The 23873-nt window shown below is 54.2% G+C and carries 21 protein-coding genes; 11 read left to right on the top strand and 10 right to left on the bottom strand.

Features of this window, described 5'->3' with window-relative positions; genetic code table 11:
* Positions 1-112: 112 nt before the first annotated feature.
* Positions 113-1927, top strand: a complete 1815-nt coding sequence (gene mdoH, locus ACKPCT_RS04085) for a glucans biosynthesis glucosyltransferase MdoH (protein WP_319568467.1) — start codon at positions 113-115, stop codon at positions 1925-1927.
* Positions 1928-2029: 102 nt separating this feature from the next.
* On the opposite strand, the gene guaB is transcribed toward mdoH, so the two are convergent.
* Positions 2030-3532 carry an IMP dehydrogenase gene (gene guaB / locus ACKPCT_RS04080; RefSeq protein WP_090071863.1) on the bottom strand — a complete coding sequence of 501 codons (1503 nt, stop codon included), beginning with the start codon at positions 3530-3532 and terminating at the stop codon, positions 2030-2032.
* Between the two features lie 511 nt (positions 3533-4043).
* Between guaB and ubiT the strand changes: the two genes are divergently transcribed.
* From ubiT to ubiV, 3 genes are read left to right on the top strand one after another with little or no spacing between them, the layout of a single operon-like run.
* Positions 4044-4634 carry a ubiquinone anaerobic biosynthesis accessory factor UbiT gene (ubiT, locus tag ACKPCT_RS04075; protein WP_319568466.1) on the top strand — a complete coding sequence of 197 codons (591 nt, stop codon included), beginning with the start codon at positions 4044-4046 and terminating at the stop codon, positions 4632-4634.
* A gap of 49 nt (positions 4635-4683) precedes the next feature.
* Positions 4684-5664 (top strand): ubiquinone anaerobic biosynthesis protein UbiU, encoded by a 981-nt coding sequence (gene ubiU, locus ACKPCT_RS04070; protein WP_090071868.1) that lies wholly within the window; start codon positions 4684-4686, stop codon positions 5662-5664.
* A gap of 19 nt (positions 5665-5683) precedes the next feature.
* Positions 5684-6595, top strand: coding sequence for a ubiquinone anaerobic biosynthesis protein UbiV (gene ubiV, locus ACKPCT_RS04065; protein ID WP_319568465.1), 912 nt, complete (start codon positions 5684-5686; stop codon positions 6593-6595).
* A 189-nt stretch (positions 6596-6784) separates the two neighbouring features.
* Here the strand turns inward: ubiV and ACKPCT_RS04060 are convergent, their stop codons facing one another.
* The 8 genes from ACKPCT_RS04060 to ACKPCT_RS04025 form a co-directional block, all read right to left on the bottom strand.
* Positions 6785-7051 carry a hypothetical protein gene (locus tag ACKPCT_RS04060; RefSeq protein WP_090071872.1) on the bottom strand — a complete coding sequence of 89 codons (267 nt, stop codon included), beginning with the start codon at positions 7049-7051 and terminating at the stop codon, positions 6785-6787.
* Between the two features lie 389 nt (positions 7052-7440).
* The gene (locus ACKPCT_RS04055; RefSeq protein ID WP_319568464.1) at positions 7441-8148 is read right to left on the bottom strand and encodes a glutathione S-transferase family protein; all 708 of its coding nucleotides are present in this window, start codon (positions 8146-8148) and stop codon (positions 7441-7443) included.
* Between the two features lie 192 nt (positions 8149-8340).
* The gene (locus ACKPCT_RS04050; protein WP_319568463.1) at positions 8341-8928 is read right to left on the bottom strand and encodes an NnrU family protein; all 588 of its coding nucleotides are present in this window, start codon (positions 8926-8928) and stop codon (positions 8341-8343) included.
* Positions 8929-9151: 223 nt separating this feature from the next.
* The gene (gene gatB, locus ACKPCT_RS04045; protein WP_090071876.1) at positions 9152-10615 is read right to left on the bottom strand and encodes an Asp-tRNA(Asn)/Glu-tRNA(Gln) amidotransferase subunit GatB; all 1464 of its coding nucleotides are present in this window, start codon (positions 10613-10615) and stop codon (positions 9152-9154) included.
* A 69-nt stretch (positions 10616-10684) separates the two neighbouring features.
* A complete protein-coding gene (locus ACKPCT_RS04040) occupies positions 10685-11008 on the bottom strand; it encodes a chorismate mutase (protein ID WP_090071878.1) in 324 nt (107 codons plus the stop codon).
* A gap of 30 nt (positions 11009-11038) precedes the next feature.
* Positions 11039-12511, bottom strand: coding sequence for an Asp-tRNA(Asn)/Glu-tRNA(Gln) amidotransferase subunit GatA (gene gatA, locus ACKPCT_RS04035; RefSeq protein WP_319568462.1), 1473 nt, complete (start codon positions 12509-12511; stop codon positions 11039-11041).
* Between the two features lie 117 nt (positions 12512-12628).
* On the bottom strand, positions 12629-12916 hold the full coding sequence (gene gatC / locus ACKPCT_RS04030; RefSeq protein ID WP_090071882.1) for an Asp-tRNA(Asn)/Glu-tRNA(Gln) amidotransferase subunit GatC: 288 nt from the start codon (positions 12914-12916) through the stop codon (positions 12629-12631).
* Between the two features lie 294 nt (positions 12917-13210).
* Positions 13211-15409 carry a putative bifunctional diguanylate cyclase/phosphodiesterase gene (locus tag ACKPCT_RS04025; RefSeq protein ID WP_319568461.1) on the bottom strand — a complete coding sequence of 733 codons (2199 nt, stop codon included), beginning with the start codon at positions 15407-15409 and terminating at the stop codon, positions 13211-13213.
* Between the two features lie 417 nt (positions 15410-15826).
* On the opposite strand from ACKPCT_RS04025, the gene ruvX reads away from it, so the two are divergent.
* From ruvX to dprA, 7 genes are all read left to right on the top strand, one after another.
* Complete coding sequence (gene ruvX / locus ACKPCT_RS04020; protein WP_319568460.1) at positions 15827-16339, top strand: Holliday junction resolvase RuvX; 513 nt, start codon at positions 15827-15829, stop codon at positions 16337-16339.
* A gap of 336 nt (positions 16340-16675) precedes the next feature.
* Positions 16676-17935 carry a cyclopropane-fatty-acyl-phospholipid synthase family protein gene (locus ACKPCT_RS04015; protein ID WP_319568459.1) on the top strand — a complete coding sequence of 420 codons (1260 nt, stop codon included), beginning with the start codon at positions 16676-16678 and terminating at the stop codon, positions 17933-17935.
* Between the two features lie 222 nt (positions 17936-18157).
* On the top strand, positions 18158-19099 hold the full coding sequence (locus ACKPCT_RS04010) for an AEC family transporter (protein WP_319568458.1): 942 nt from the start codon (positions 18158-18160) through the stop codon (positions 19097-19099).
* A 131-nt stretch (positions 19100-19230) separates the two neighbouring features.
* Positions 19231-20178, top strand: a complete 948-nt coding sequence (locus tag ACKPCT_RS04005; protein WP_244544667.1) for an aspartate carbamoyltransferase catalytic subunit — start codon at positions 19231-19233, stop codon at positions 20176-20178.
* Positions 20179-20185: 7 nt separating this feature from the next.
* Entirely contained in the window at positions 20186-21499 is a 1314-nt protein-coding gene (locus ACKPCT_RS04000) for a dihydroorotase (RefSeq protein WP_407062711.1), read from the top strand.
* 116 nt (positions 21500-21615) lie between these two features.
* On the top strand, positions 21616-22305 hold the full coding sequence (plsY, locus tag ACKPCT_RS03995; protein WP_407062716.1) for a glycerol-3-phosphate 1-O-acyltransferase PlsY: 690 nt from the start codon (positions 21616-21618) through the stop codon (positions 22303-22305).
* Between the two features lie 59 nt (positions 22306-22364).
* On the top strand, positions 22365-23531 hold the full coding sequence (dprA, locus tag ACKPCT_RS03990; protein ID WP_319569379.1) for a DNA-processing protein DprA: 1167 nt from the start codon (positions 22365-22367) through the stop codon (positions 23529-23531).
* 61 nt (positions 23532-23592) lie between these two features.
* Here dprA and ACKPCT_RS03985 read toward each other — a convergent pair whose 3' ends face one another.
* Positions 23593-23784, bottom strand: a complete 192-nt coding sequence (locus ACKPCT_RS03985; RefSeq protein WP_139229255.1) for a hypothetical protein — start codon at positions 23782-23784, stop codon at positions 23593-23595.
* Positions 23785-23873: the final 89 nt, after the last annotated feature.

The raw sequence follows: 23873 nt of genomic DNA, 5'->3' as shown, positions 1-23873 counted from the left end.
ATGCCAACTCAGACTCTGGAACGCCCCAAGCGGAACCGCTACAGGCTGATGGTCAACATCCGGCACTTGCTTCGGACCACCGTAAAGCTGTCCGGTGTGTGAGACTAGAAAGATGAAAAAACTGGGGCTCTATCTGTTGCGGGGCGGCACCATTGCCGCAAGTCTCGCTGTGGGAGTGATCGCTTTCTTCACCTTTTTGCAGGTGGTTGCCGTTAACGGCATCAATTTGATCGACATTGCTCTCTCCCTCCTCATTCTGGTCTCCACCATCTGGTTGGCCTGGGGCGGGATGCAGGGCATTATCGGCCTGACATCCTCTGCAAAGCGCCCCTTGAAGCATGGAGCCGGATGGATCAGCGGCAGGACGGTCGTCCTGATGCCGGTCTATAACGAAGACCCGCTCATGTCCTTCACCCGCCTTGCCGCAATGGACAAGTCCATCAAACAAGCCGACGCTGAAGCCAATATCCACTTTGCGATCCTCTCGGATACGCGTGACAATGCCATTGCACAACAAGAGGAAGACCTGTTTGTGCGGCTTGTCGAGGAATGCAACGGCCGGGGGCGCTTCTTCTATCGCCGCAGAGCCCGGAATGTCGGCAAGAAGGCGGGCAATGTAGAGGAATTCTTCGAGCAATCCGGTGGCGCCTATGACTATGCTGTCATTCTGGATGCCGACAGCCTGATGGAAGGGCAGACCATTCTGGAAATGATCCGGCGCATGGAAGCGGAGCCGCGTTTGGGACTTCTGCAAACCCTGCCCAAGATTATTCGGGCTGAAACTCGATTCGGGCGGGCGATGCAATTCGCCGCCTCTTTCTATTCCCCCGTCTTTTGCCGCGGCTTAGCCATGCTGCAAGGCAAAACCGGCCCATTCTGGGGGCATAACGCCATTGTGCGCGTGCAAGCCTTCGTCCAGTCCTGCGGCTTACCGGTCTTGCAGGGCATGCCCCCTTTTGGCGGTCATATCATGAGCCACGATTATGTAGAAGCCGCTCTTCTGGCTCGGGCAGGCTGGATTGTGAGAGTTGATGATGATCTGGAAGGCTCATTCGAGGAAGGTCCCGAGAATGTGATAGACCATGCAAAACGCGATCGTCGCTGGTGTCAGGGCAACCTGCAGCATGCGCGCATCATAACAGCGCCGGGCCTCAAGGCATGGTCACGTTTTGTTTTCGCGCAAGGCATTATGGCCTATATCGCGCCTCTGTTCTGGCTGGTCTTTTTGCTGGTTTCCATTCTTGCCCCCTATTTTGACGTTCAGCCCGACTATTTCCCCGAAGCCAACTGGCCAATCCCCTATATCCCACCGTCAATGACATTCGAAGCTCTCAGCTTGCTGGTCGGAATCTTTGGCCTGCTGCTCTTGCCCAAGCTCTTGGTGGCTGTAAAAGCCTCGTTGACGGGACAGGCATCCTCATTTGGCGGCATTGGCAAGGTCTTCGTCTCAACTCTGTTTGAAGTGCTACTCTCTTCCCTCATCGCCCCGATCGTCATGCTCTTTACGACCCGCTCTGTCTATCAGGTCTTGATGGGCAAGGACGGTGGCTGGCCCACCAACAATCGGGGGGATGGTCAATTGAGCTGGCGCGAGAGCTTTTTCGCATCAAGCTGGATTTCTCTGGTTGGGCTATGCGGACTGCTCGTTGCCTATCAACTGACACCAAGCATTCTATACTGGCTCCTGCCGGTTGCCCTGCCCATTGCATTTGCGCCGGTCATCCTGTGGTGGAGTTCCCGCGTTGGCACAAACACATGCTTCACCGTTCCTGCCGACAGGAACAATCCGCCAATCGTGGATCTGCATGACGCGCTGGTGGAAAAATGGACATTGGTCAAACCAAAGGAGTTGCCTCAAGAGGACACTGCGGGGAAAGACCAACAGTCAGAGGGCAGCACTGTCCCCCATCTTGTGCCCTCCTCCTGAGCAAGTCCCCCCAACAAACAAAAATGCGGGATTTGCAAAAAACCAAAAGGTCCAGCAAATCCCGCATCAAATAATCATGTGCCATCAGGCAAAAGCGAACGGTTACACCGTCGTGCCGTAATTCGGGCTTTCTCTTGTGATCGTCACATCATGCGCGTGACTTTCGCGCAAGGAGGCAGAAGAGATGCGGACGAATTTCGCGCGGTTGCGGAATTCTTCCAGATTAGCAGAGCCCGTATAGCCCATGGCAGCCTTCAGGCCACCGGCGAGCTGATGCAACACAGCCGAAGCAGAGCCCTTGTAAGGCACCTGACCTTCAACCCCTTCAGGAACCAGCTTCAGGGTATCACGCACTTCCGCCTGGAAGTAACGGTCAGCCGAGCCGCGTGCCATGGCCCCGACAGAGCCCATACCGCGGTAGGATTTGAAGGAACGACCCTGATAGAGATAAACTTCTCCGGGGCTTTCGTCCGTACCAGCCAGAAGCGAACCGGCCATAGCCACCTGAGCTCCACCGGCCAGAGCCTTGGCAAAGTCACCGGAGAATTTGATACCACCATCAGCGATGGTTGGAATGCCCTGCTCGGCCGCTGCCGTTGAACAGTCCATGACAGCAGTCAACTGAGGCACGCCAACACCGGCAACAATACGGGTCGTACAGATCGAGCCCGGCCCGATACCAACCTTGACTGCATCCGCACCGGCATCAATCAATGCCTTGGTTGCATCAGCAGTGGCCACGTTGCCTGCGATCAGCTGCACATTGTTGGTCTCTTTCTTGATGCGGGTCACAGCATCAAGCACGCCCTGACTATGCCCATGCGCGGTATCGATGACCAATGCATCCACTTCAGCATCGATCAGCGCCATGGCGCGTTCGAAGCCGTCATCACCAACAGAACAGGCAGCAGCAGCGCGAAGACGGCCCTGCGCATCTTTACAGGCGTTGGGGTTGAGTCGGGACTTCTCGATATCCTTCACGGTGATCAGACCAACGCAATGGAATTTGTCATCGACAACAAGCAGCTTCTCAATGCGGTGCTGATGCAGCAGGCGCTTGGCTTCTTCCTGGTTGACCTGTTCAGTCACGGTTACCAGATTATCGCGGGTCATGAGTTCGTAAACGCGCTGATCCGGATCAGAGGCGAAACGCAAATCGCGGTGGGTCAGAATGCCGACGAGACGCCCGCCCTTTGAGCCGCTTTCCTTGCTGCCTTCAACAACAGGCACACCGGAGAAACCATATTTCTTGGTCAGGGCCTTGGCTTCAGCCACGGTATAGTCTGGCGTGATGGTCAACGGGTTGACGACCATGCCGCTTTCGAATTTCTTCACCTGGCGGACCTGCTCGGCCTGCTCTTCGTTGGTGAAGTTCTTATGGATAACACCCATGCCGCCAGCCTGCGCCATGGCGATTGCCATTTTTGCTTCTGTCACGGTGTCCATGGCCGAAGAAAGCAACGGCAGATTAAGCTCGATTTCTTTGGTCAGATTGGTGGTGATGGTAACCTGACCGGGCATGACGACCGAATGATCTGGCTGAAGCAGAACATCGTCAAAGGTCAAAGCCTCTTGTCCGGTGGAAGGATGAATGATGGTGGCCATGCCAACTCTCCTCTGAGTTTGGTCCACGCCACTTCATGGAAGCGTGAACGCGGTGCCAAAAGGATAAACGCCTCTGCCTTGCCCGCAAAAAAGCCACGAGCCTGAACACTTCAGACAGAAACAAAAGGATAGAAGTTGACGCTGGTCACTACCATGGTTGAAGGGACTTGCATAGAAGAAAAATTGTCCCTCAGCAGCTTTTTGCAGGTCCCAAAGCAATTGCGCAATAATTACAATGATTACGCCCCCTATTTTTGCCTAAAAAAACACACCCACCACCCAGAATTGTCAATTTTTATTCTGCCGCTTGCCAGACTCGAAGACAAATTCCCCGATGCAACAAGAGATTGAAATAAGGGAAAATACGTGAGGCATTTTAGCACAGGCCCAAATGATTTTTATCAAGTAAAAGAAACATATAGATCGAGAGAATGATCACGCATGGCACATGAGGCGCCATAGTTTGCCCATTCATTTGCAAGCCAGTACAATCACCCAGAGGAGACACCCAATGTCAAACGGAACGGTGCGCAGTTTTCCGCCAATCGTCGCACGCTTCACGCGCTATCTTCCTCTTCTGCCTCTGGAACGGCTCATAGCCGAGGTCGCAAACCGAGTCGCCGGTCAGCATCCTGAATTCTTCGACCGGCTCGATGACTATGCGAAAAAGTCCTTTGTAATCGTGCCCACCGATCTCGACTGGGTCGCCTGCATGACCTTTCATAACGAAAAGGTACAGCTGCGCCTCTCCCGATCCTTGGAAAGCTTTCCCAACCGGGATGTTACGGTCACTGCTCCCTTTCTGTCGCTTGTCAGCCTGCTTGACGGCGAAGAAGATGGCGACGCCCTCTTCTTTTCGCGCGATCTGACCATTGAAGGGGATACCGAAGCCGTGCTCGCCTTGCGCAATGCGCTTGACGATGCAGAAATCGACTTCGTGCATGAGTGCTCCACCATCGCCGGGCCATTGAGCCGCCCGCTTGAATCCGGCGGCAAACGCTTTATCGAAGCTCTCAAGAAGAGCGCCTTCATGCGCGGCGCCCAAGAGGAAACCCCAAGCCACCCCACAATGGATGGCATGCCGGGCCCATATCCGACCTGATCGAACCACCCAGCAAGCTTTGGAATAGAAACCTATGTCACAAAAAGCCATGGAGCTGGTCTGCCCAGCGGGAACCCCTGCGGCGCTGCGTACGGCAGTGGATGCGGGTGCGGATACCATTTACTGCGGTTTTCGCGACCAAACCAACGCCCGCAACTTCCCCGGCCTCAACTTTTCTCGCAAAGAAATGCAGCAAGGCATTGAATATGCCGGGAAAAATGGATCGAAAGTGCTGGTTGCCGTCAATACCTTCGCCCAAGCTGGCAACATGGATCTGTGGTACAAGGCCATCGATGATGTGGCTGCATCAGATGCCCATGCGATCATTCTGGCCGACATCGGCCTGCTCGATTATGCCGCCAGCAAGCATCCGGATTTGCGCGTCCATCTTTCGGTGCAGGCTGCCGCTGCCAATGCTGACATGATCAATTATTATGCCAGAGAATTCGGCGCCAAGCGTGTGGTTCTGCCGCGCGTCCTGACGGTTCAGGAAATCGCAGCCATCAACAAGGAGATCTCCTGCGAAACGGAAGTCTTCATCTTTGGTGGCCTTTGCGTCATGGCCGAAGGGCGCTGCTCCCTCTCCTCCTATTGCACCGGAAAATCGCCCAACATCAACGGCGTCTGCTCGCCTCCGGGCTCGGTGAAATATGAAGACCATGGCACCCATCTGGAAAGCACGCTGGAAGGCATTACCATCAACCAGTATCCCAAGGGAGAAGCGGCTGCCTATCCGACCCTGTGCAAAGGGCGTTTCGAGTCTCTGGGCGAGACCGGCTATGTGTTTGAAGATCCTGTCAGCCTCAACGCAGCCCAGATCCTGCCGCAATTGCAGGAAGCCGGCGTGACGGCCCTCAAGATCGAAGGACGCCAGCGTGGCAAGGCCTATATGGCGCAAGTGGTCAAGAGCTTCCGTCAGGCAGTGGATGCGGTGGCGGCAGGCCGGAGCATTGATCTTGATGCCCTGCTGGCTCCGATGACCGAAGGCCAGAAGAGCACCAAAGGCTCATACCAGAAGACATGGCGCTAACGCTCAAGGGAGAAAAGCAATGAAAAACACTGAACTCACCCTTGGCCCCTGCCTCTTCAACTGGTCCGAGGCCGACTGGCGCGATTTCTATTTCAAAATGGCAGATGAATCCGATTTCGATCTGATCTATATCGGCGAAGCCGTCTGCTCCAAGCGCTTGCCCTTCCGCAACAATGTGCTGCCAGATATTCTCGAACGTATGGAAGCGGCGGGCAAGAAAGTCATCATATCGACGCTGGCCCTTGTCACAACCAAGCCTGAACGCAAGGTGCTGCGCGAACAATGCGAACAAGATATGTGGGCCGTTGAGGCCAACGACCTGACAGCCATGGCCTTTCTCAAAGACCGGAAATTCGTCATCGGCCCCTATATCAACATCTATAATGAAGCAACGATAACCTCGCTCGCAAAACGCGGAGCCGAACGCTTCGTCATGCCACCCGAGGTGCCTGCCGAAACGATCGCCCAGTTGATCAAGGCCGCCCCCGAACCCAAATATGAAATGCAGGTCTTTGGCCGGCTTCCTTTGGCCCTTTCAGCCCGTTGCTATCATGCCCGCCTGCACAATCTACACAAGGACAGCTGTCGCTTCGTTTGTGATCAGGATCCCGATGGTCGGGAAGTCAAGAGTCTCACGGGGCAGCCCTTCCTTGCAGTCAATGGCATCCAAACCATGTCCTATGGCTCACAACTGCTGCTGGAAGAGCTTCCGGCTCTGGCTGCGGCAGGTGTCAACGCCTTCCGTCTTTCGCCCCACACAGGCGATATGCTTGGCGTTGCGCGCATTTTCCGCTCTGTAATGAAGGACGAGATGGACGCAGCAGAAGCGCGCGCAAAAATCGGCGAACTGATGCCGTCCCATCATTTCATCAATGGCTACAGCCACGGCGCCCCGGGCATGGCGCAAATCGAAGACGCTCTGGCGCTCTAGCGCTCTTCCACTGGGCTCTAGCTTTTGGCCTTATGGCGACTAAAAGCAGACAAATAAAAACGGGCTCCAGCATGCTGGGGCCCGCTAAATAGAAATATTCATTTGATTGTCCGTTTGCACGCGATCTTTCGAATGTCACCCTTTGCCAAGAACCCGGTCGCATTGTCCTTGTCGGGCCAAACAAAAATCCTAGTGCAGACGGATCCACTCCCGCGCTTCGCGCTGTGCTCTGGCAACGTCCAGAGATGACATTTCCTCAGCCAGTTCCTGACGACGAATTGCCGCTTCAACGACACCCTTCATTGCAGCCAGGTTGAACCATTTGTGTGCAGCAATCAGATCCGGCTCACCATTGTCGCCGATCGAGTGGGACAGGCCCAACTGAAAGAAAACCTCGCCAGTTGCTTCCTTGCCAGAGCCATGCAGCTCGCTTGCATTAAATTCCATCCGTGCCATTTTCAATTCCCCGTTTTACGCGTCCCGACCCTTTATCAAGGCCTTTGTGAATGAGGCATTTTGCCCGTTTTGATGAGATCAATGGTGGTGGAAATCTCTCAATTCGACGTAAATGGAATTGGTTACCGCAATAAAAACAAAAGGTTACACGAGCGTAAAGTTTACATTTGATCAACCTTGGCTTTGGCGCTTTTCTGCCAACGGCCGATAAAATTCAGAGAAAATCTGAATAAGGACCATAACGCTTTGGAAACCATAGAATTCTTTTTCAACAAGCCCTTCCTAAGGATATTCGCTCCCAAGCCGTTGAAAATCCCCCGCGTAAATTTGAACACGGCAATACAAAAAAGGCACCCCGAAGGGTGCCTTCAAGTGCATCTGTTCCTTCTTTATCGGGCGCGCTGGTTGAACAGTACCGATTGCGCGTCCTTGTCCTTTGATAGGTCAAACTTGGCTCTGTCTTCCTTGCCGATGGCAAGACCGGTTTTCACGGTCGCACGCGCATTCAGCGCAGCGAACCACCGTTTGATATTGGGGAATTCCTCAAGATCAATTCCCTGCCGCTCATGCGGAACGACCCAGCCGACAATCGCCATGTCAGCAATGGAATAATCTCCGGCCACAAAGTCCCGTCCTTCCAGCGCCTTGTTCAGCACGCCATAAAGTCGGTGGGTCTCATTTCGATACCGGTTGATCGCATACTCGATTTTCTCTGGCGCATATGTGCCAAAATGGTGGTTCTGACCCAGCATCGGGCCAAAGCCGCCCATCTGCCACATGAGCCATTGCTCTACTTCCACTCGCCCGCGCTCGTCATCGGGCAGAAAGCGCCCGAACTTGCGCGCCAGATAAAGCAGAATGGCACCGGATTCAAACACTGAGATCGGCTCCCCACCCGGCCCTTCAGGGTCGACAATGGCAGGCATCTTGTTATTGGGTGAGATCGCCAGAAAGTCCGGTTCGAACTGATCGCCAGTACCAATATTGATATTATGGATGGTATAGGGCACCCCCAGCTCTTCGAGCATGATGGTGATTTTCCAACCATTGGGTGTCGGCCAGTAATAAAGGTCAATCGGTTTTGTCTGTTCGGTCATGCAAATCATCCTGGTCAAGTAAAGAAGTGAGCCTTGCTCATGCAGAAAGGCTGTTGCACCCAATGTAGGAAACAGGCCCCACGGGTGCAATCAGCCTCATACAATCGTGATGAGGGCTTGATCGCCTGTGCGCTCAAGCCGCCTTTGGTGGCGCCTGCATGTGAATGCGCCGCTGTGTCGGCCTCTTGGCTCTTACCACAAGAAGCTCAAGTCCATCGCTTCCATGCCCGTAAAATAGGGATGTGCGACAATGAGAACAGCATAAACAACCACGGAAATCAGAATGATCCGGATCTCCCTTCCCCATGAACCAACCTCAGGCGGCACATAAGCTCCGTCACGCCGGTTGGTGCCGATAATGGAAACAACAGACCAAAGCAACATGCCGCCAAACAGCACCAAAGACCGCTGGTCATTATTCCCGAGCAAGTGCGCAATGGCCCATAGCGCCATACCCGTCAACATCGGGTTCCGGATAAACCGTCGAATGCGCGTCGGAGCCTTGGCGACACCAAACAGGATGATTGAAAAGAGCATGAGCAGATGGGTCAGATGGCGCGTCCAGTCCTCATCATAGACATCGCCGATATAACCAGCCTCACCAGCAACGCGCCAACCGAAAACGATCAAAACCAGCGACAGGATAATCAGAAGGGCAAACAGCCCCTTGTAAGGCCCTTCGCCCATACGGCCTAGAAGTCCTGCGCGGGCAGTTGGAAGAAAAATCGGAAAGAGATGCACCACCGCCCACAGCAGAACACCAAAAATCAACATGGTCATTGTCAGGTCCTTTGAACAGATAGGAGCATCGCTTTGCACACGCCCCTATTTAGTTATTGCAATAACTATATGCACCACACCGATGGTTGCCAAGCCCCGAAAAGCACGTATGTGAAAAGCAGCAAGATGCAATAGTTATCGTAGCTGCAATAAAAAAGGTGCGAAAGACATCCTTCGCACCTTTTCATGACATTCATTTGATGGCCCCAAGGGCCAGAGAGCCTTACAGCCCCAGCTTGTCCTTGAGGATCTGGTTGACCGCCTGTGGGTTGGCCTTGCCCTGGCTGGCTTTCATCACCTGCCCGACGAACCAACCGATAAGCCCCGGCTTGTCCTTAACCTTCTCGACCTGACCGGGGTTGTTGGCAATGATCTCGTCCACGATGGCTTCAATAGCCCCCGTATCCGTGACTTGCTTCATACCCTTGGCTTCCACGACTTCGGCCGGGTCACCACCTTCGGTCCAGATGATCTCGAACAGATCCTTGGCGATCTTGCCAGAGATGTCACCGGCCTTGATCAGATCCACGATCTTGCCGAGCTGGTCAGCAGAGATCGGGCTGTCATCGATATCCAGCTGTTCCTTGTTGATGCGACCAAGCCATTCGTTGATCACCCAGTTTGCAGACAGCTGTGCATCACGCCCTTCGCAGACCTGCTCGAAGAAGGCGGCAAGGCGCTTGGACGCCACCAGAACGGAAGCATCATAAGGCTTCAAACCCAGATCGGAGATGAAGCGATCACGCTTGTCATCTGGCAGTTCCGGCAAATGCTCACGCAGAGCCTCGACATAGGCATCGTCGAATTCGAGCGGCAGCAGATCAGGATCCGGAAAATAACGATAGTCATGCGCTTCTTCCTTGGAGCGCATGGAACGGGTCTCGCCTTTTTTGACATCATACAGGCGGGTTTCCTGATCGATGGACCCACCATCTTCCAGAATACCAATCTGACGACGGGCCTCATATTCAATGGCCTGCCCGATGAAGCGGATCGAGTTCATGTTTTTCAGCTCGCAACGCGTTCCCAACTCGTCGCCCGGACGGCGAACAGAAACGTTCACGTCAGCACGCATGGAGCCTTCTTCCATGTTGCCGTCAGACGTGCCCAGATAGCGCACAATGGTGCGCATCTTGGTCATGTAAGCCTTGGCTTCTTCCGAAGAGCGGATATCCGGTTTGGAGACGATTTCCATCAGCGCCACGCCAGACCGGTTCAGATCCACAAAGGACATGGTCGGATGCTGGTCATGCATCGACTTGCCCGCATCCTGTTCCAGATGCAAGCGTTCAACGCCGATGCGCACTTCCTCGCCGTCCAGCATATGCAGGACAACTTCCCCTTCTCCGACGATCGGGTCCTTATACTGGGAAATCTGATAGCCCTGCGGCAGATCGGGATAGAAATAGTTTTTGCGGTCAAACAGCGAGCGGTTGTTGATCTTGGCTTTCAGGCCAAGACCGGTACGGATCGCCTGACGCACGCATTCCTCGTTGATCACGGGCAGCATGCCGGGCATGGCCGCATCAACGAAGCTCACATGGTCGTTGGCCTCGCCACCGAACTTGGTGGAAGAGCCGGAGAAAAGTTTTGCTTCAGAGGCGACCTGAGCATGGATTTCCATGCCAACGACCACTTCCCAGTCGCCGGTAGCCCCCTTGATCAATTTGCTGGACGCTTCAGCCATATTCTCGTCCTCAGCTTTCAATATCGGAGCGCATGCAGCAGCTCCTGATTACAATGACGGCGCGTGAGCTCACGCGCCAGATGCATCATTCTTTTCGCTCTGATGGGCGGCAATCGCCGTCTCCTCATAAGCAATATTGACCTCGATCAGGTCTTCCCAGAACTGCATGTAAAGATCCGGAGCAAGCTCCTTGTCTTCCAGCTCGGCCAGAACCTTGTCCAGAACCGCCTTGACGCGATCATCGTCACGCGCCTCAGACGGGTCCGTTTTCAGCTCGGCCATGCGCCGCACATAGGAATCGCGATCGCGAAACAGCGCGATCAAAGCACGGTCAATACGGTCTATTTCCTCGCGGATATGGGCCTTTTCTGTGCATTCCTCAGGTTTACGCATTGGTGTTGACCTTGTCGTTTCTCTGTCTGATTACCACCATTTGGTCGGTGCTTCGAGGATGCCAGCAGCATCTTCCAACACACCGGCGGTGCGGAACAGGGTTTCTTCATCAAAGGCCTTGCCGATCAGCTGCAAGCCCATTGGCAGGCCCTGACCATTCTTGCCCGAAGGAACCGAAATGCCCGGCAAACCGGCCATGTTCACGGTGACAGTGAAAATATCATTGAGATACATCTCGACCGGATCGGTGATTTCCTTGTTCAGCTCGAAAGCGGCCGAAGGGGTAGCCGGAGTGAGAATGGTATCAACGGACTGGAACGCCTTTTCGAAATCCTGCTTGATCAGCGAACGGATCTTCTGGGCGCGCAGATAGTAGGCGTCATAATAACCAGCGCTGAGCACATAGGTACCGATGAGAATACGGCGCTTGACCTCGGAGCCAAAACCGGCCGCACGGGTCTTTTCATACATGTCGATGATATCGTTGCCATTGACACGCAAGCCATATTTCACGCCGTCATAACGGGCAAGGTTGGAAGAGGCCTCAGCCGGAGCCACGATATAATAGGCAGGCAAAGCATATTTGGTCATCGGCAGGGAGATGTCGACGATCTCGGCACCAGCAGCTTTCAGCCAGTCAATGCCCTGCTGCCAGTTTGCTTCCACTTCCTCTGGCATGCCATCGACGCGATATTCCTTAGGGATACCGACCTTCATGCCTTTGATGTCGCCCGTCAGTGCCGCTTCATAATCGGGCACAGGCAGATCAACGCTGGTTGTATCCTTGGCGTCAACGGAGGCCATGGATTTCATCATGATGGCAGCATCGCGCACCGTGCGGGCAATCGGGCCAGCCTGATCGAGCGAAGAAGCAAAGGCAATCATGCCCCAACGTGAACAGCGGCCATAGGTTGGCTTGATGCCAACGGTGCCGGTAAAGGCTGCTGGCTGACGAATGGACCCACCGGTATCCGATGCCGTTGCACCAGCACAAATGCGCGCAGCAACCGCAGCAGCAGAGCCGCCTGAAGACCCGCCGGGCACACGATCGATGCTTTCGCCTTCAGCGCGCCACGGGTTTTTGACCGGACCGAAATAGCTGGTTTCGGTGGTCGAGCCCATTGCGAACTCATCCATGGCCAGCTTGCCAAGCATAACCGCCCCATCATCCCAGAGATTCTGCGTTACCGTGCTTTCATATTCGGGTGTAAAGCCATCCAGAATATGAGAGCAGGCATAGGCGCCGACGCCCTTGGTGCAATAAAGATCCTTGATGCCCAGCGGAATGCCTTCCAACGGACGGGCTTCGCCCTTGGAAATCCGCTCGTCAGACGCCTTGGCCATTTCAAGAGCCTTTTCTGGTGTCTTGGTCACATAGGCGTTGAGCTCATTGGCGCCATCAATCGCGGTGATGTAGCTGGTCGTCAGCTCGGTCGCGGTAAATTCTTTCTTTGCCAGCCCTTCGCGGGCCTCTGCAATAGTCAGAGACGTGAGATCTGTCACGTGGCTATCCTCACATTTTGCAGGATTGGGACTTGCGAACAAATCCCCTTATCCCGATGGTCTTGAGAAAAGGGTTCTGATGCGGCTCGACAGCAGGTCGACGCCAGCAAAAAGGGTCTATTCGATGACCTTTGGAACCATGAAATAATTGTCTTCAGAAGCAGGCGCATTGCTGACAACCCGATCAGCATAATTGCCGTCCGTGACAACATCATCCCGCTTCTTCATTTTCTGGGTAACGACAGAAGTCATCGGGTTGACGCCGTCGACATCCACCTCGTTGAGCAATTCAACCCAGTTCAGGATGGAGTTCAATTCACCCTTAAGGCTTTCCGCCTCTTCTTCTGTAACGGACAGGCGGGCGAGACGCGCCACGCGCTTGACCGTATCCTTGTCAATTGACATGAATGCAAGCCTTCCAAATAAAGGTCCGGACAGCGCTTGACGATAGCGCACGATACCGGACCACCTACGAGTCTTATCCTACTCATAGTCGGCTATAGCATCTCAGGACTTTTACGCGCAACTGCAAGGACAGCAGGAACAGCCTCAGCCGGGCATTTTTCCCACATCAGCCCCTGTTGTAAGCCTTTTCGCCTGCCCTCTTTAATACCGAATGCCCCTGCAAGGCATAGTTCACACAGGAGGCAAGAACAAAATGCTACACCTATCCAGACCAGAACGCATCGTTTGGAAGGCTCAGGACCCCAATGACATGTTGGCCCGTCGCCACAAAAGCGACCGCGACTTGCGAATAAATTTGCGCGCCTCTTTAGCTGGCATCGGCCGCCCCAAATAGAAGCCCTGCGCCTGATCGCAGTCAACAGAGCGTAGATATTCCAACTGGTCAGCCGTCTCCACACCTTCAGCAATCACGGTCTTGCCGAGAGTCTTGCCCAGTTCAACAATGGCATGAAGAATGACCGCTGAGGCGTCCTTGGGTTTTCCTGCTTCGAAAGCCTTGAGGAAACTGCGATCAATCTTGATCTTGTCAAACGGAAACTGGCTCAAATAGCTCAGGCTGGAATAGCCCTTGCCCACATCATCCAGCGCGACCTGAACCCCGAGTTTTTTCCATGTCTCGATCTGGGAGCGCTCACCATCATTCTCGTCCAGCAGAACGGATTCGGTGATTTCGAGCTCAAGCTGTTCAGGCTTCAGTGCCGATTGCGCTAAGGCTCGCCCGATCGTGAGCGCAAAATGCGGGTTCCGCAATTGGAGCGGAGACACATTGACCGCGACGAAGAGGTCTCCTGGCCAGTGTTTGGCCTCTTTACAGGCTCCCATGAGAACCCAACGCCCCAGCTCCTCGATCATCTTGTTCTCTTCCATGATGGGAATGAACACGTCAGGTGGAACGCTGCCCCTGACAGGATGCTGCCAACGCACGAGCGCCTCAAAGCCTACCAGCGATCCCTTTTGTGTGTTGAACTGAGGCTGGAAATAAAGCTCGAACTGTTCCTTGTCGAAGGCTTCACGAATATCATCAATCAACGCATTGCGTTCAATCATGCTTGAGCGCATCTGGGGATCGAAAATCCGATAGGCGCAAAGAGACTGCTTCTTGGCTTCATACATCGCCAGATCAGCATTGCCCAGAAGCTCTGCCAGATCCGCATCCTGACCAGAGGTCCGCGCGATCCCCACACTGGCCCCAATCTGAATAGACGTTGCTTCGTGATTGATCGGAGCACTTATGATGGTCAGGATCCGGTTCGCCAGAACTTCCAGCTGTTCCCCCACAACGGCTTTCTCAAACACCATGACGAATTCATCACCGCCATAACGCACCATTTCGGACGCCTCGGTCACCCCCATTTGCAGACGACGGCCAATCTTGCGCAGAATGCTGTCACCATAGATGTGACCATAGGTGTCGTTGACAATCTTGAAGCCGTTCAAATCAATCCAGAAGACAGAAACGGCCTCCAGATCACCATCCTTCATCCGGATTGCCAGATCTTCCATATATTCAAGAAAATAGGGTCGGTTATGAAGCCCCGTGAGGGAATCTGTATAGACTAGCGACTGAAGTTGCTTTTCCCTCTGCCGCAAACGCGCCTCTGCGACGGCCTGTTCAGTGATATCTATACGCCGGGACATGATGGCACCGGCCTGCGACCGGGTGCGGGTATAAATATAGGTCTTCTTGCCGAGCTTCTGGATTTCTCTCTGGGTATCAACCAGCCTTTCGGCGAGCGCCTGGCGCTCTTTCAAATAGCAATCAGGTTCGGACAGGGCCAGCGGATCATTAATCACGCCCGCTTCCAGATCCATTTTGTAAAGGTCGATATGCTTCTTGCCCAGCAACTCTCGCCGGCTTGGATAGTGTGGAAAAACTCTATGATAGGCATCGTTGCTGAAGATAACGCCTTCATCGTCTTCCCCGTAAAAGACAATGGCCTCTTCACTCTGCTCAAGCGCTTCGAGAACCATCGTCGAAAGGCGACGTTTTCTCAAGGCAACCAGAGAGGATGCGCCCAGACGGGCAAAATCTTCGACGAGATTCTGATTCACCTCGTCAGCCTGGCCACCATCCTTCTTGTCCGGAAAAACCATAAAGATAGCACCGAGCACCTCATCGCCCGCCATGAGCTTGGCGCCAGCTGAGCGGCATCCCTCAGCTAAACCATGGCAAATACCCGGCTTCGGACCATCGCGCAGCAACCAGTCTTCAACCTGCTCGCAGGGCAAATCATGGTGTGGAAATCCAAAATCGGCAGAAATCCGGACACCGGCTTTTTGATGTTTGACAACATAGGCGCAAAAGCGTGTTTCCCCCCGGAAGGCTTCAACCGCTTTTAGCATGGAGACGAACAACTCGTGCTCGCTTGAGGCTTCAGCAATGCTTAAAGCAATCGCCACCGCCTCGTCAGCACCAATTTCCAACCGTCTCATTTAGAACTCCCACTCTGTCCCCGAGGCGAAATTAGCGCGGCAGTTGTAAAAAATACCTTACCGATTTAAAGAAGATGAGAAACAAACTCTTTCATTTTCCCAATTTTTCCTAATAACATTCAAATAACAAGCTATGTAAAAATGTATTATTTTCCCGTATGTATTTTTTTTGGAATAATGTCGTTTCCGACGACTTCCGGTTGCACCTGATATTAAAACAGATGATACAACCAGAAAGAAACAGACAAGAGTAGAGTTCTACCGCTTTGCGCGCTCGACGGTCCATATATACCTGTTAAATACAAGCCTTGTGGCAGGGAGCATTGGTATCGGCGGGAATGCGTGATATGTAAACTTTGCTGATCAAATGAAAACAAAGATCCTGCAATATAGCCAGCTCACATATAAGGCCGATAAATGGTTCGCAAAAAGAAAAAGAAACTGCCCATCGACATCCCCCTTGCCGAGCTGCTTGCTTTAGTGATGCCAAACCAAAGGCTGTTGGGGTTGGATCTGGGCACCAAGACCATCGGTCTGGCCATTTCTGACACCGGCAAAGCCATTGCCTCGCCACTGGAAACCATCCAGCGCACCAAATTTGGCAAGGATGCAGAGCGCCTGATTGCTGTCTGCGCCGAACAGGAAATTGGCGGCTTCGTTCTGGGCCTGCCCCTCAATATGGATGGCTCCGAAGGCCCACGGGCACAGGCGACACGAGATTTCTATCTCTCTATGCGCGAATTTTGGCGCGAACGGGAGCTTCCCGTTATTCCCGTCACCTTCTGGGACGAACGTCTTTCCACTGTCGCGGTCACCAGAACCTTGCTCGATGCAGACACCTCTCGCGCCAGACGTGGCGAGGTAGTTGACAAAATGGCAGCCTCTTTCATCCTGCAAGGCGCCCTTGACCGTGCCCGAAACATGCGGTGACACAAACCAATAAATTCAGCTATGAAGATGTGACATGATTTCAATGAATCTGTGAACATGCGGTTCGCTTCACAAGTCGCGGCAAAAGTATCATAATAACAGCAAGGCGTGCGCCCATCTCAGGCGTCGCGCCAATTCTTTTGACCATATCTCAGAGACCAAGCTGCGTTCTTCGTCATTTGGTTTTTCTTGTCACGCAAGAGAAACACTCAGGATATGCCCGTCCCGCATCGACCTGACCTTACCAGACCCCTTTCTTGCCGCCCGGCGTGACAGCAACCAGCAATCCAGAACGCGCGGCCTCTGTTGTTCCTATCAACGCAACAGAGAGACCTCATGAACAAACCGCTTCATACGCTCCTTACCGGCATTTTCAAAACAGGACAGCTATCTGTCACATGGGCAACGGGTCAAACCATATCCTATGGCCAGAAGGATGCGCCTTCTGTGCGGGTGCGTGTCAATGACACCGAGGCTGAAAAGCTGCTGGCAAAAGATCCTGCCCTCACTCTGGGAGAGATGTATATGCAAGGGCGCTTTGTCGTTGAAGAGGGAGAGATATATGACTTTCTCTCTTTAGTGAGGAAAAACACCCCTGACAGCACTTTTTCACCCCTGATGCGCGCACGTCACCTGTGGCGTCTTTTGAAGGCGCAGGCAGCAACCCGCCTGCCGATCAACCTGAACCGTAAGAATGTCTCGCACCATTACGATTTGACGCCAGCCCTGTTTGATCTGTTTCTCGATGACGACTGGCAATATTCCTGCGGCTATTTCGAAAGCGAAGAGAGCACTCTGGATGAGGCCCAACTGGCCAAGAAACGGCATCTGGCGGCAAAAATGCAGCTGGAAAAGGATCATCGCGTTCTTGAGATCGGTTCAGGTTGGGGCGGTCTTGCGCTCTATCTGGCCGAAACCAGTGACGTCGACATGACCGGCATCACGCTATCGCACGAGCAACTGGCTGTTTCCAACCGACGCGCCGAGGAACGCAATCTGGCAGATCGCGTACGCTTCGAGCTCAAGGACTATCGCCACCTGAAGACAAAACCGTTTGACCGCATCATATCGGTCGGCATGTTCGAGCATGTGGGCACAGGCCGCTATGACAATTTCTTTCGCAAATGCGCCCAGTTGCTTGATGACGACGGCGTCATGCTGCTCCATTCCATCGGCCGCCCCCAGGCTGGCCACAATGTGACCAATCCCTTCATTGCAAAATATATTTTCCCCGGCGGCTATATCCCCTCCCTGTCTGAGGTATTGCCAGCAATTGAAAAGGCCGGATTGCTCGTACGGGACATAGAAATTCTCAACATGCATTATGCCTATACCTGCCGGGAATGGCGCAAGCGGTTCAATGCCCGCAAACAGGAAGCCATTGCCCTGTATGACGAGACATTCTACCGCATGTGGGATTTTTATCTTGCAGGCTCTGAAATGGCCTTTGAATGGGACAACATGTTCATTTTCCAGATCCAGTTGGCCAAAAAGCAGGCCGCAAAGCCAAGCAAACGCGACTATATGGTCAAAACCGAGGAGAGGCTGAAAAAGAAAGAGGAAAGCCTGCCACCGATGGAACGGCTCAAGCTCTAGCCCTGCAGTTGAGGGGCCCTTGCACAGCTCAAGACGACAACGCACAGCAAAGCGGATAAACAGAGGTCAAAATGAGGAGAATTCCGTCTAATTCAGGCCGAATGCTCTGCCTCTCTCTTTACCTTGGCTCCGCTTTCGGTCACTAATTAGGTCTCGCATTTAAGACCGCCTTTCTGAAATCTCCCAGAAAGCAAGCAAAAGCCCCGCCGGAAAGCTGCCCCAATGTATGTGATCGTCGAAGCCATCATTCCAACATTTTTTCTTGTTGGCCTCGGGCTCTATATTCGCCGAAGCGGCCTTGTGCCCGAAGATCAATGGGGTGGTCTGGAGACGATCGCCTATTGGCTTTTCTTCCCGGCCCTCATCTTCAATTCGCTTTTCAACGCAGATTTGCAGAATGTGCCGCTGGGCGACATGACCTTTGTGCTGGTCTCGGCCATTATACTCATGGCAGCGGTAATGCTGGCCCTCTACCCGGTTTTCCGCTCGCTCTTTTCCATCGACAATCCCTCCTATACCTCGGTCTATCAAGGGGTATTGCGCTGGAATGGTTTCATGGCATTGGCAATCGTGCAAAAAGCCTTTGGCAATGATGCTATGGCGCTGGTGGCGGTTTCCATGGCCTCGATGATTCCCGTCATCAATATCATTATTGTCGGCATCATGGCTGTATTCGGCGCGAACGGGCGCCCCAGCTTTGGCAATGTCCTGCTCAATATCATCAAGAATCCCTTCATTATCGCATCTTTGTTAGGCCTCGCAATCAATCTTTCCGGCATTCCAATCTGGGATCCGATTGCCTCGACCGTCGAGATCACCGGACGTGCTGGTCTCGCCTGCGCGCTGCTGATGGTTGGGGCGGGCATCAAGCTCAAACATGCGTTACCGCCCGTACGGGATGTCTGGTTCGCCTGCATCTTGCGCCTTGTCGGCATGCCTGCCATGGCCATTGGCTTTGCCATGCTGTTTGGCCTTACGGGCCAGCCGTTGGAAGTCGTCATCATCAGCACAGCCGTTCCCACCGCCATGAACAGTTATGTGCTCGCCAAGAAGATGGGCGGCAATGCGCCCCTCATCGCTGCCATTGTAACCTGGCAAACACCCCTGTCTGCGCTGGCCATTCCCCTTTGGCTGGCTCTGGTGCGTTCATTGAACCTCAGCTAAGGCAGCATTGGAAAAGATGACTGAAAAGTCATCAAGATATATACAGAGTGCGAACACCCACTTGCGGAGACTCTCTTTTCCACCTATAGCTTTACTTCTAGCGAAAACCCAAAAACGCTAGGATAATGATCGTGGCATTTGCGCACCACCATCTGCTCGGCATTGCCGGGCTGACCCCCCCAGAAATCACAGCTCTTCTCGACCTTGCAGAAGAAGCCGTAGATGTTTCCCGTCAGGTTGAAAAGAAAAAGGTAGCCCTTAAGGGTCGAACCCAGATCAACCTGTTTTTCGAGGCCTCCACCCGCACGCAAAGCTCCTTCGAGCTTGCAGGCAAGCGCCTTGGCGCGGACGTGATGAATATGTCCGTGAAGAACTCATCCGTGTCGAAAGGTGAAACCCTGCTTGACACGGCCACCACCCTCAACGCCATGCATCCGGATATTCTGGTTGTTCGCCACAATGCCGCTGGAGCGCCGCAGCTGCTCGCCCGCAAGGTTGGCTGTTCGGTGATCAACGCAGGCGATGGCGCGCATGAACACCCCACGCAGGCCCTGCTTGATGCTCTGACCATCCGGCGGCACAAGGGCACGCTGGAAGGACTGGTTGTTGCCATTTGCGGCGATATCATGCATTCCCGTGTCGCTCGCTCCAACATCCTGTTGCTGACGGCCATGGGCGCCGAAGTGCGCCTCGTGGCGCCCTCCACGCTACTGCCTGATAGCGTAGAAGCAATGGGCGTCAAATGCTTCCGCGACATGCGCAAAGGGCTTGATGGCGCCGATGTGGTCATGATGCTGCGGCTGCAGCTTGAGCGCATGAACGGGGCCTTCGTTCCGTCCATACGCGAATATTTCCACTTCTACGGCCTTGATGAAGAAAAACTCGGCTATGCCCGCGAAGATGCCATTGTCATGCATCCGGGGCCAATGAACCGGGGCATCGAGATCGACAGCTCGGTTGCCGATTCCGGTCGCTCGGTCATTCACGAGCAGGTGGAAATGGGCGTGGCTGTGCGCATGGCGATCATTGAATTGCTGGCCAAGAACAGTCTCGACATTCAGCCTGCGGAATTGGACTAAGAGGGAGATGATCATGCCAGAAAGACAACAAGCAGCCTTCGCCCTCACCAATGTTAAATTGCTCGACCCTTCAACGGGGCTCGATGAGTCGGGCGCAATCCTGATCGAGGATGGTAAAGTTAAGGCCATCGGCGCCAATGTCGCCAGCCAGCTGCCATCCGACATTCTGCGTGTAGATGGCGCAGGCAAGATTGCAGCCCCCGGCCTCGTGGACATGCATGTCACCACAGGGGAACCGGGCGCAGAACATCGCGAAACCCTCAAGAGCGCCAGCCGTGCCGCAGCCGCTGGTGGGGTCACCTCCATCGCCTGCATGCCGGACACGGACCCTGTGATCGATGACATCGCCCTTGTCGATTTCATCAAGCGGCGCGCGCGCGACACAGCCAAGGTTCATGTCCACCCCTATGCTGCCATGACGCGCGGTCTGGGCGGCAAGGAAATGACCGAAATCGGCCTTATGCTCGAAGCTGGCGCCGTGGCTCTTTCCAATGGCCGCAAGGCCGTCACCAACGCCCAGATCATGCGCCGCGTGATGACCTATGCACGCGACTTCGATGCCCTCATCGTGCATCATCCCGAAGATCCGGATCTGGTCGGAAATGGCGTCATGAATCTTGGCGAAACATCAACCCGTCTTGGTCTTGCTGGCATTCCGGCAGAAGCGGAAACCATCATGGTCGCCCGCGACGTGCGCCTAGCCCAGCTCACGGGCTGCCGTTACCACGCCAGCCAGATTTCCTGCGCTGAAAGCCTCGACATCATCCGTCGGGCCAAAGACAAGGGCTATGATGTCACCTGCGGTGTCTCGATCAACCATCTCACGCTGAATGAGAATGACATCGGCCTGTACCGCACCTTCTACAAGATGTCGCCACCGCTCAGAAGCGAAGAAGAACGCCTCGCCATGATTGAGGGGGTTGCCGATGGCACCATCGATGTCATCGTCTCTGCCCATGATCCGCAGGACGTGGACACCAAACGCCATCCATTTGCCGAATGTGCGGATGGAGCTGTCGGACTGGAAACCATGTTGCCAGCCGCCATGCGCATGGTCCATAGCGGCCAGCTCTCCATGATGCAGGCCTTCAAGGCCCTTTCCACGACACCGGCAAAACTGCTCGGCCTTTCCGCTGGCAGCCTGAAACCGGGGTCTCCGGCAGACATCATCATCTTCGATCCCGAGCAACCATGGGTCATGCATCGGGACATGTTGCAGTCGCGTTCCAAGAACACCGCCTTCCACAAGGCGCAGCTTTCGGGCAAAGTTCTGCAAACTTACGTTGAAGGACAGCTGGTTCACCATTACGATCCTAGCTGAACAGTCTCGCAAGAGAATCGGTCGGGTGGTCAGGCAACATGTCTGGCTACCCGCCCCCATAGTCAGGCGCCTGCCCTTGATGGCCCCTGCATGAAGACAAGGGATCACAGCCCATGATCGACCCTATCAGCTGGAGCCACACCCTGCCCCAACTCATTATCGCCGTTCTCTTCGGCTATATCCTTGGTTCGACCCCCTTCGGCCTATTGCTCACCAAGATGGCCGGCATGGGAGACGTACGCAAAATCGGCTCGGGCAATATTGGCGCAACCAATGTCTTACGCACCGGCAACAAGAAGCTGGCAGCCCTGACCCTGCTTGGTGATCTGCTCAAGGGCACTCTATCCGTTATCATTGCGCGGGAATGCGCCATTGTCTTTTCGCCGGACCATGTACTCCTGATTTCCTGTCTGGCAGGTGCCGGAGCTTTTCTGGGCCATATCTTTCCTTTCTGGCTCAAATTTCGTGGCGGCAAGGGCGTTGCCACCTATCTGGGCGTGCTTTTGGCTCTTTCGCCTCCGGCTTTCCTAACATTTGGATTCATCTGGCTATCGTCTGCCTATTTCAGCCGTTATTCCTCTCTGTCCGCACTCATTGCCAGTGCTTTGATGCCCTTTGTGCTTTTCGGCTTCGGACGGATTGGTTTGGCTGAACTGTTCGCCATTCTCACGGTCGTGCTCTGGATCAAGCACAAAGAGAATATCAAGCGCCTGCTGGATGGCACAGAAGGCAAGATCGGCGGCAAAAAGGAAGTGCCCTCAGAAAGCACCAGCGATGAAGCCTCATCAGAAGGTTCAGACAAATGACAAGTGATGTGCCATCCCCAAATATAGAAGATACCCCGGTGATGGCACACACAAATGAAATGGCTCTCTCAGAACCCGGCAGCGACGGCTATATCAGCCATCATCCTTTTCGCCTTACAGAGAGGCAGCGGTTCCACTGGTTGCGTCTCATTCGCTGCGAAAATGTTGGCCCGGCAACATTCCGCGATCTGATCAATCATTTCGGCAGCGCCGAGAAAGCCCTCGATGCACTGCCTGCTCTCTCTCGCAAGGGCGGAGCCCGACGCGCCTTTCACATGGCATCCGAAGCTGAGGTAGAGGCTGAATGGACGGCCCTTCATCGCGCAGGTGCCCGCCTTGTGGCAACCGGAGAGCCGGATTATCCGCAAGCCCTCAACCATATTCCTGCGCCTCCCCCTTTGCTGACAGTCATAGGCGGACCAGAGCTGGCGAGCAAAACGGCAGTCGCGATCGTCGGCTCGCGCAATTGTTCGGCCAGCGGGGCAAAGCTTACAGAAATGATCGCCCGCGACTTGGGCCAGAAAGGCGTCGTGGTCGTTTCCGGGTTGGCGCGTGGCGTTGATACACACGCTCATAAAGCCTCTCTGGCGCTTGGCACCATTGCCGTCGTCGCCGGAGGGCTCAATCAGCTTTATCCGAGACAGAATGTCGACCTGGCCAAAAGCATTGCGCAACAGGGCATGTTGATCTCGGAAACGCCTTGGAATGCACCGGCCCGATCTCAGGATTTCCCGCGCCGAAATCGCATCATCTCGGGCATCGCCATGGGGACACTGGTGGTGGAAGCAGCCAAACGATCCGGTTCACTCATCACCGCCCGCTACGCACTGGAACAGGGCCGCGAAGTTTTCGCCATTCCTGGCTCTCCGCTAGACCCACGCGCCAGCGGCACCAACCACCTGATCCAACAGGGGGCGACGCTGGTTTGCGAAGCGCAGGACATTCTGGACGCCCTCGCAACGCAGCAAAATTACACGCCCGCACAGCAAAGCCTGCCATTGATGGAAAAGGAGAGTGAAGGAGCCCCGGAAGGAAGGAACGCAGAGCCTGATGAATCCGACAAGATCCGGTTCATCCGCAGCTTGAGTCTCGCGCCGATAGCTATTGATGATCTGATCCGCCAATCCGACCTGACGCTGGGTCAGGTTCAATTATTGTTGCTGGAGCTGGATCTCGCAGGGCGGCTTGAGCGCCACGGCAACCAGACAGTCTCGATAAAGGCCTGATGCGCAGTCGTCAGGATGGAACCGTTGAAGCGCATTTTTGGGAAAAGGAAGCGGGATAACATCAAAGTGACTTGGCGGGCCGGATCTGTTTGGATACTTCCATGGCTTCTATCTGTGCCATCTCAAGCAGATAGACCAGCATCGCCAACTCGTCACGCCGGGCGAGCCGGGTCAGGTCTTGCAGATGCGCATATATATAGTCAGCTGTCTTGACAGGCGATCCACTTTCCAGCAATTGAGCGTCTTCTCTCACTTGGCTCTCCACATTGGTTATTTGCAATTATATTGCGGCAAAAAGATTACTCGTTTTGCCGATCATACAACCAACATATTTGATTGTAT

The organism is Cohaesibacter marisflavi, assembly GCF_963665895.2.
Taxonomy (GTDB): domain Bacteria; phylum Pseudomonadota; class Alphaproteobacteria; order Rhizobiales; family Cohaesibacteraceae; genus Cohaesibacter; species Cohaesibacter marisflavi.
Note: the sequence above shows the minus strand (reverse complement) of the source record. Positions and strands in the feature narration are given on the sequence as shown.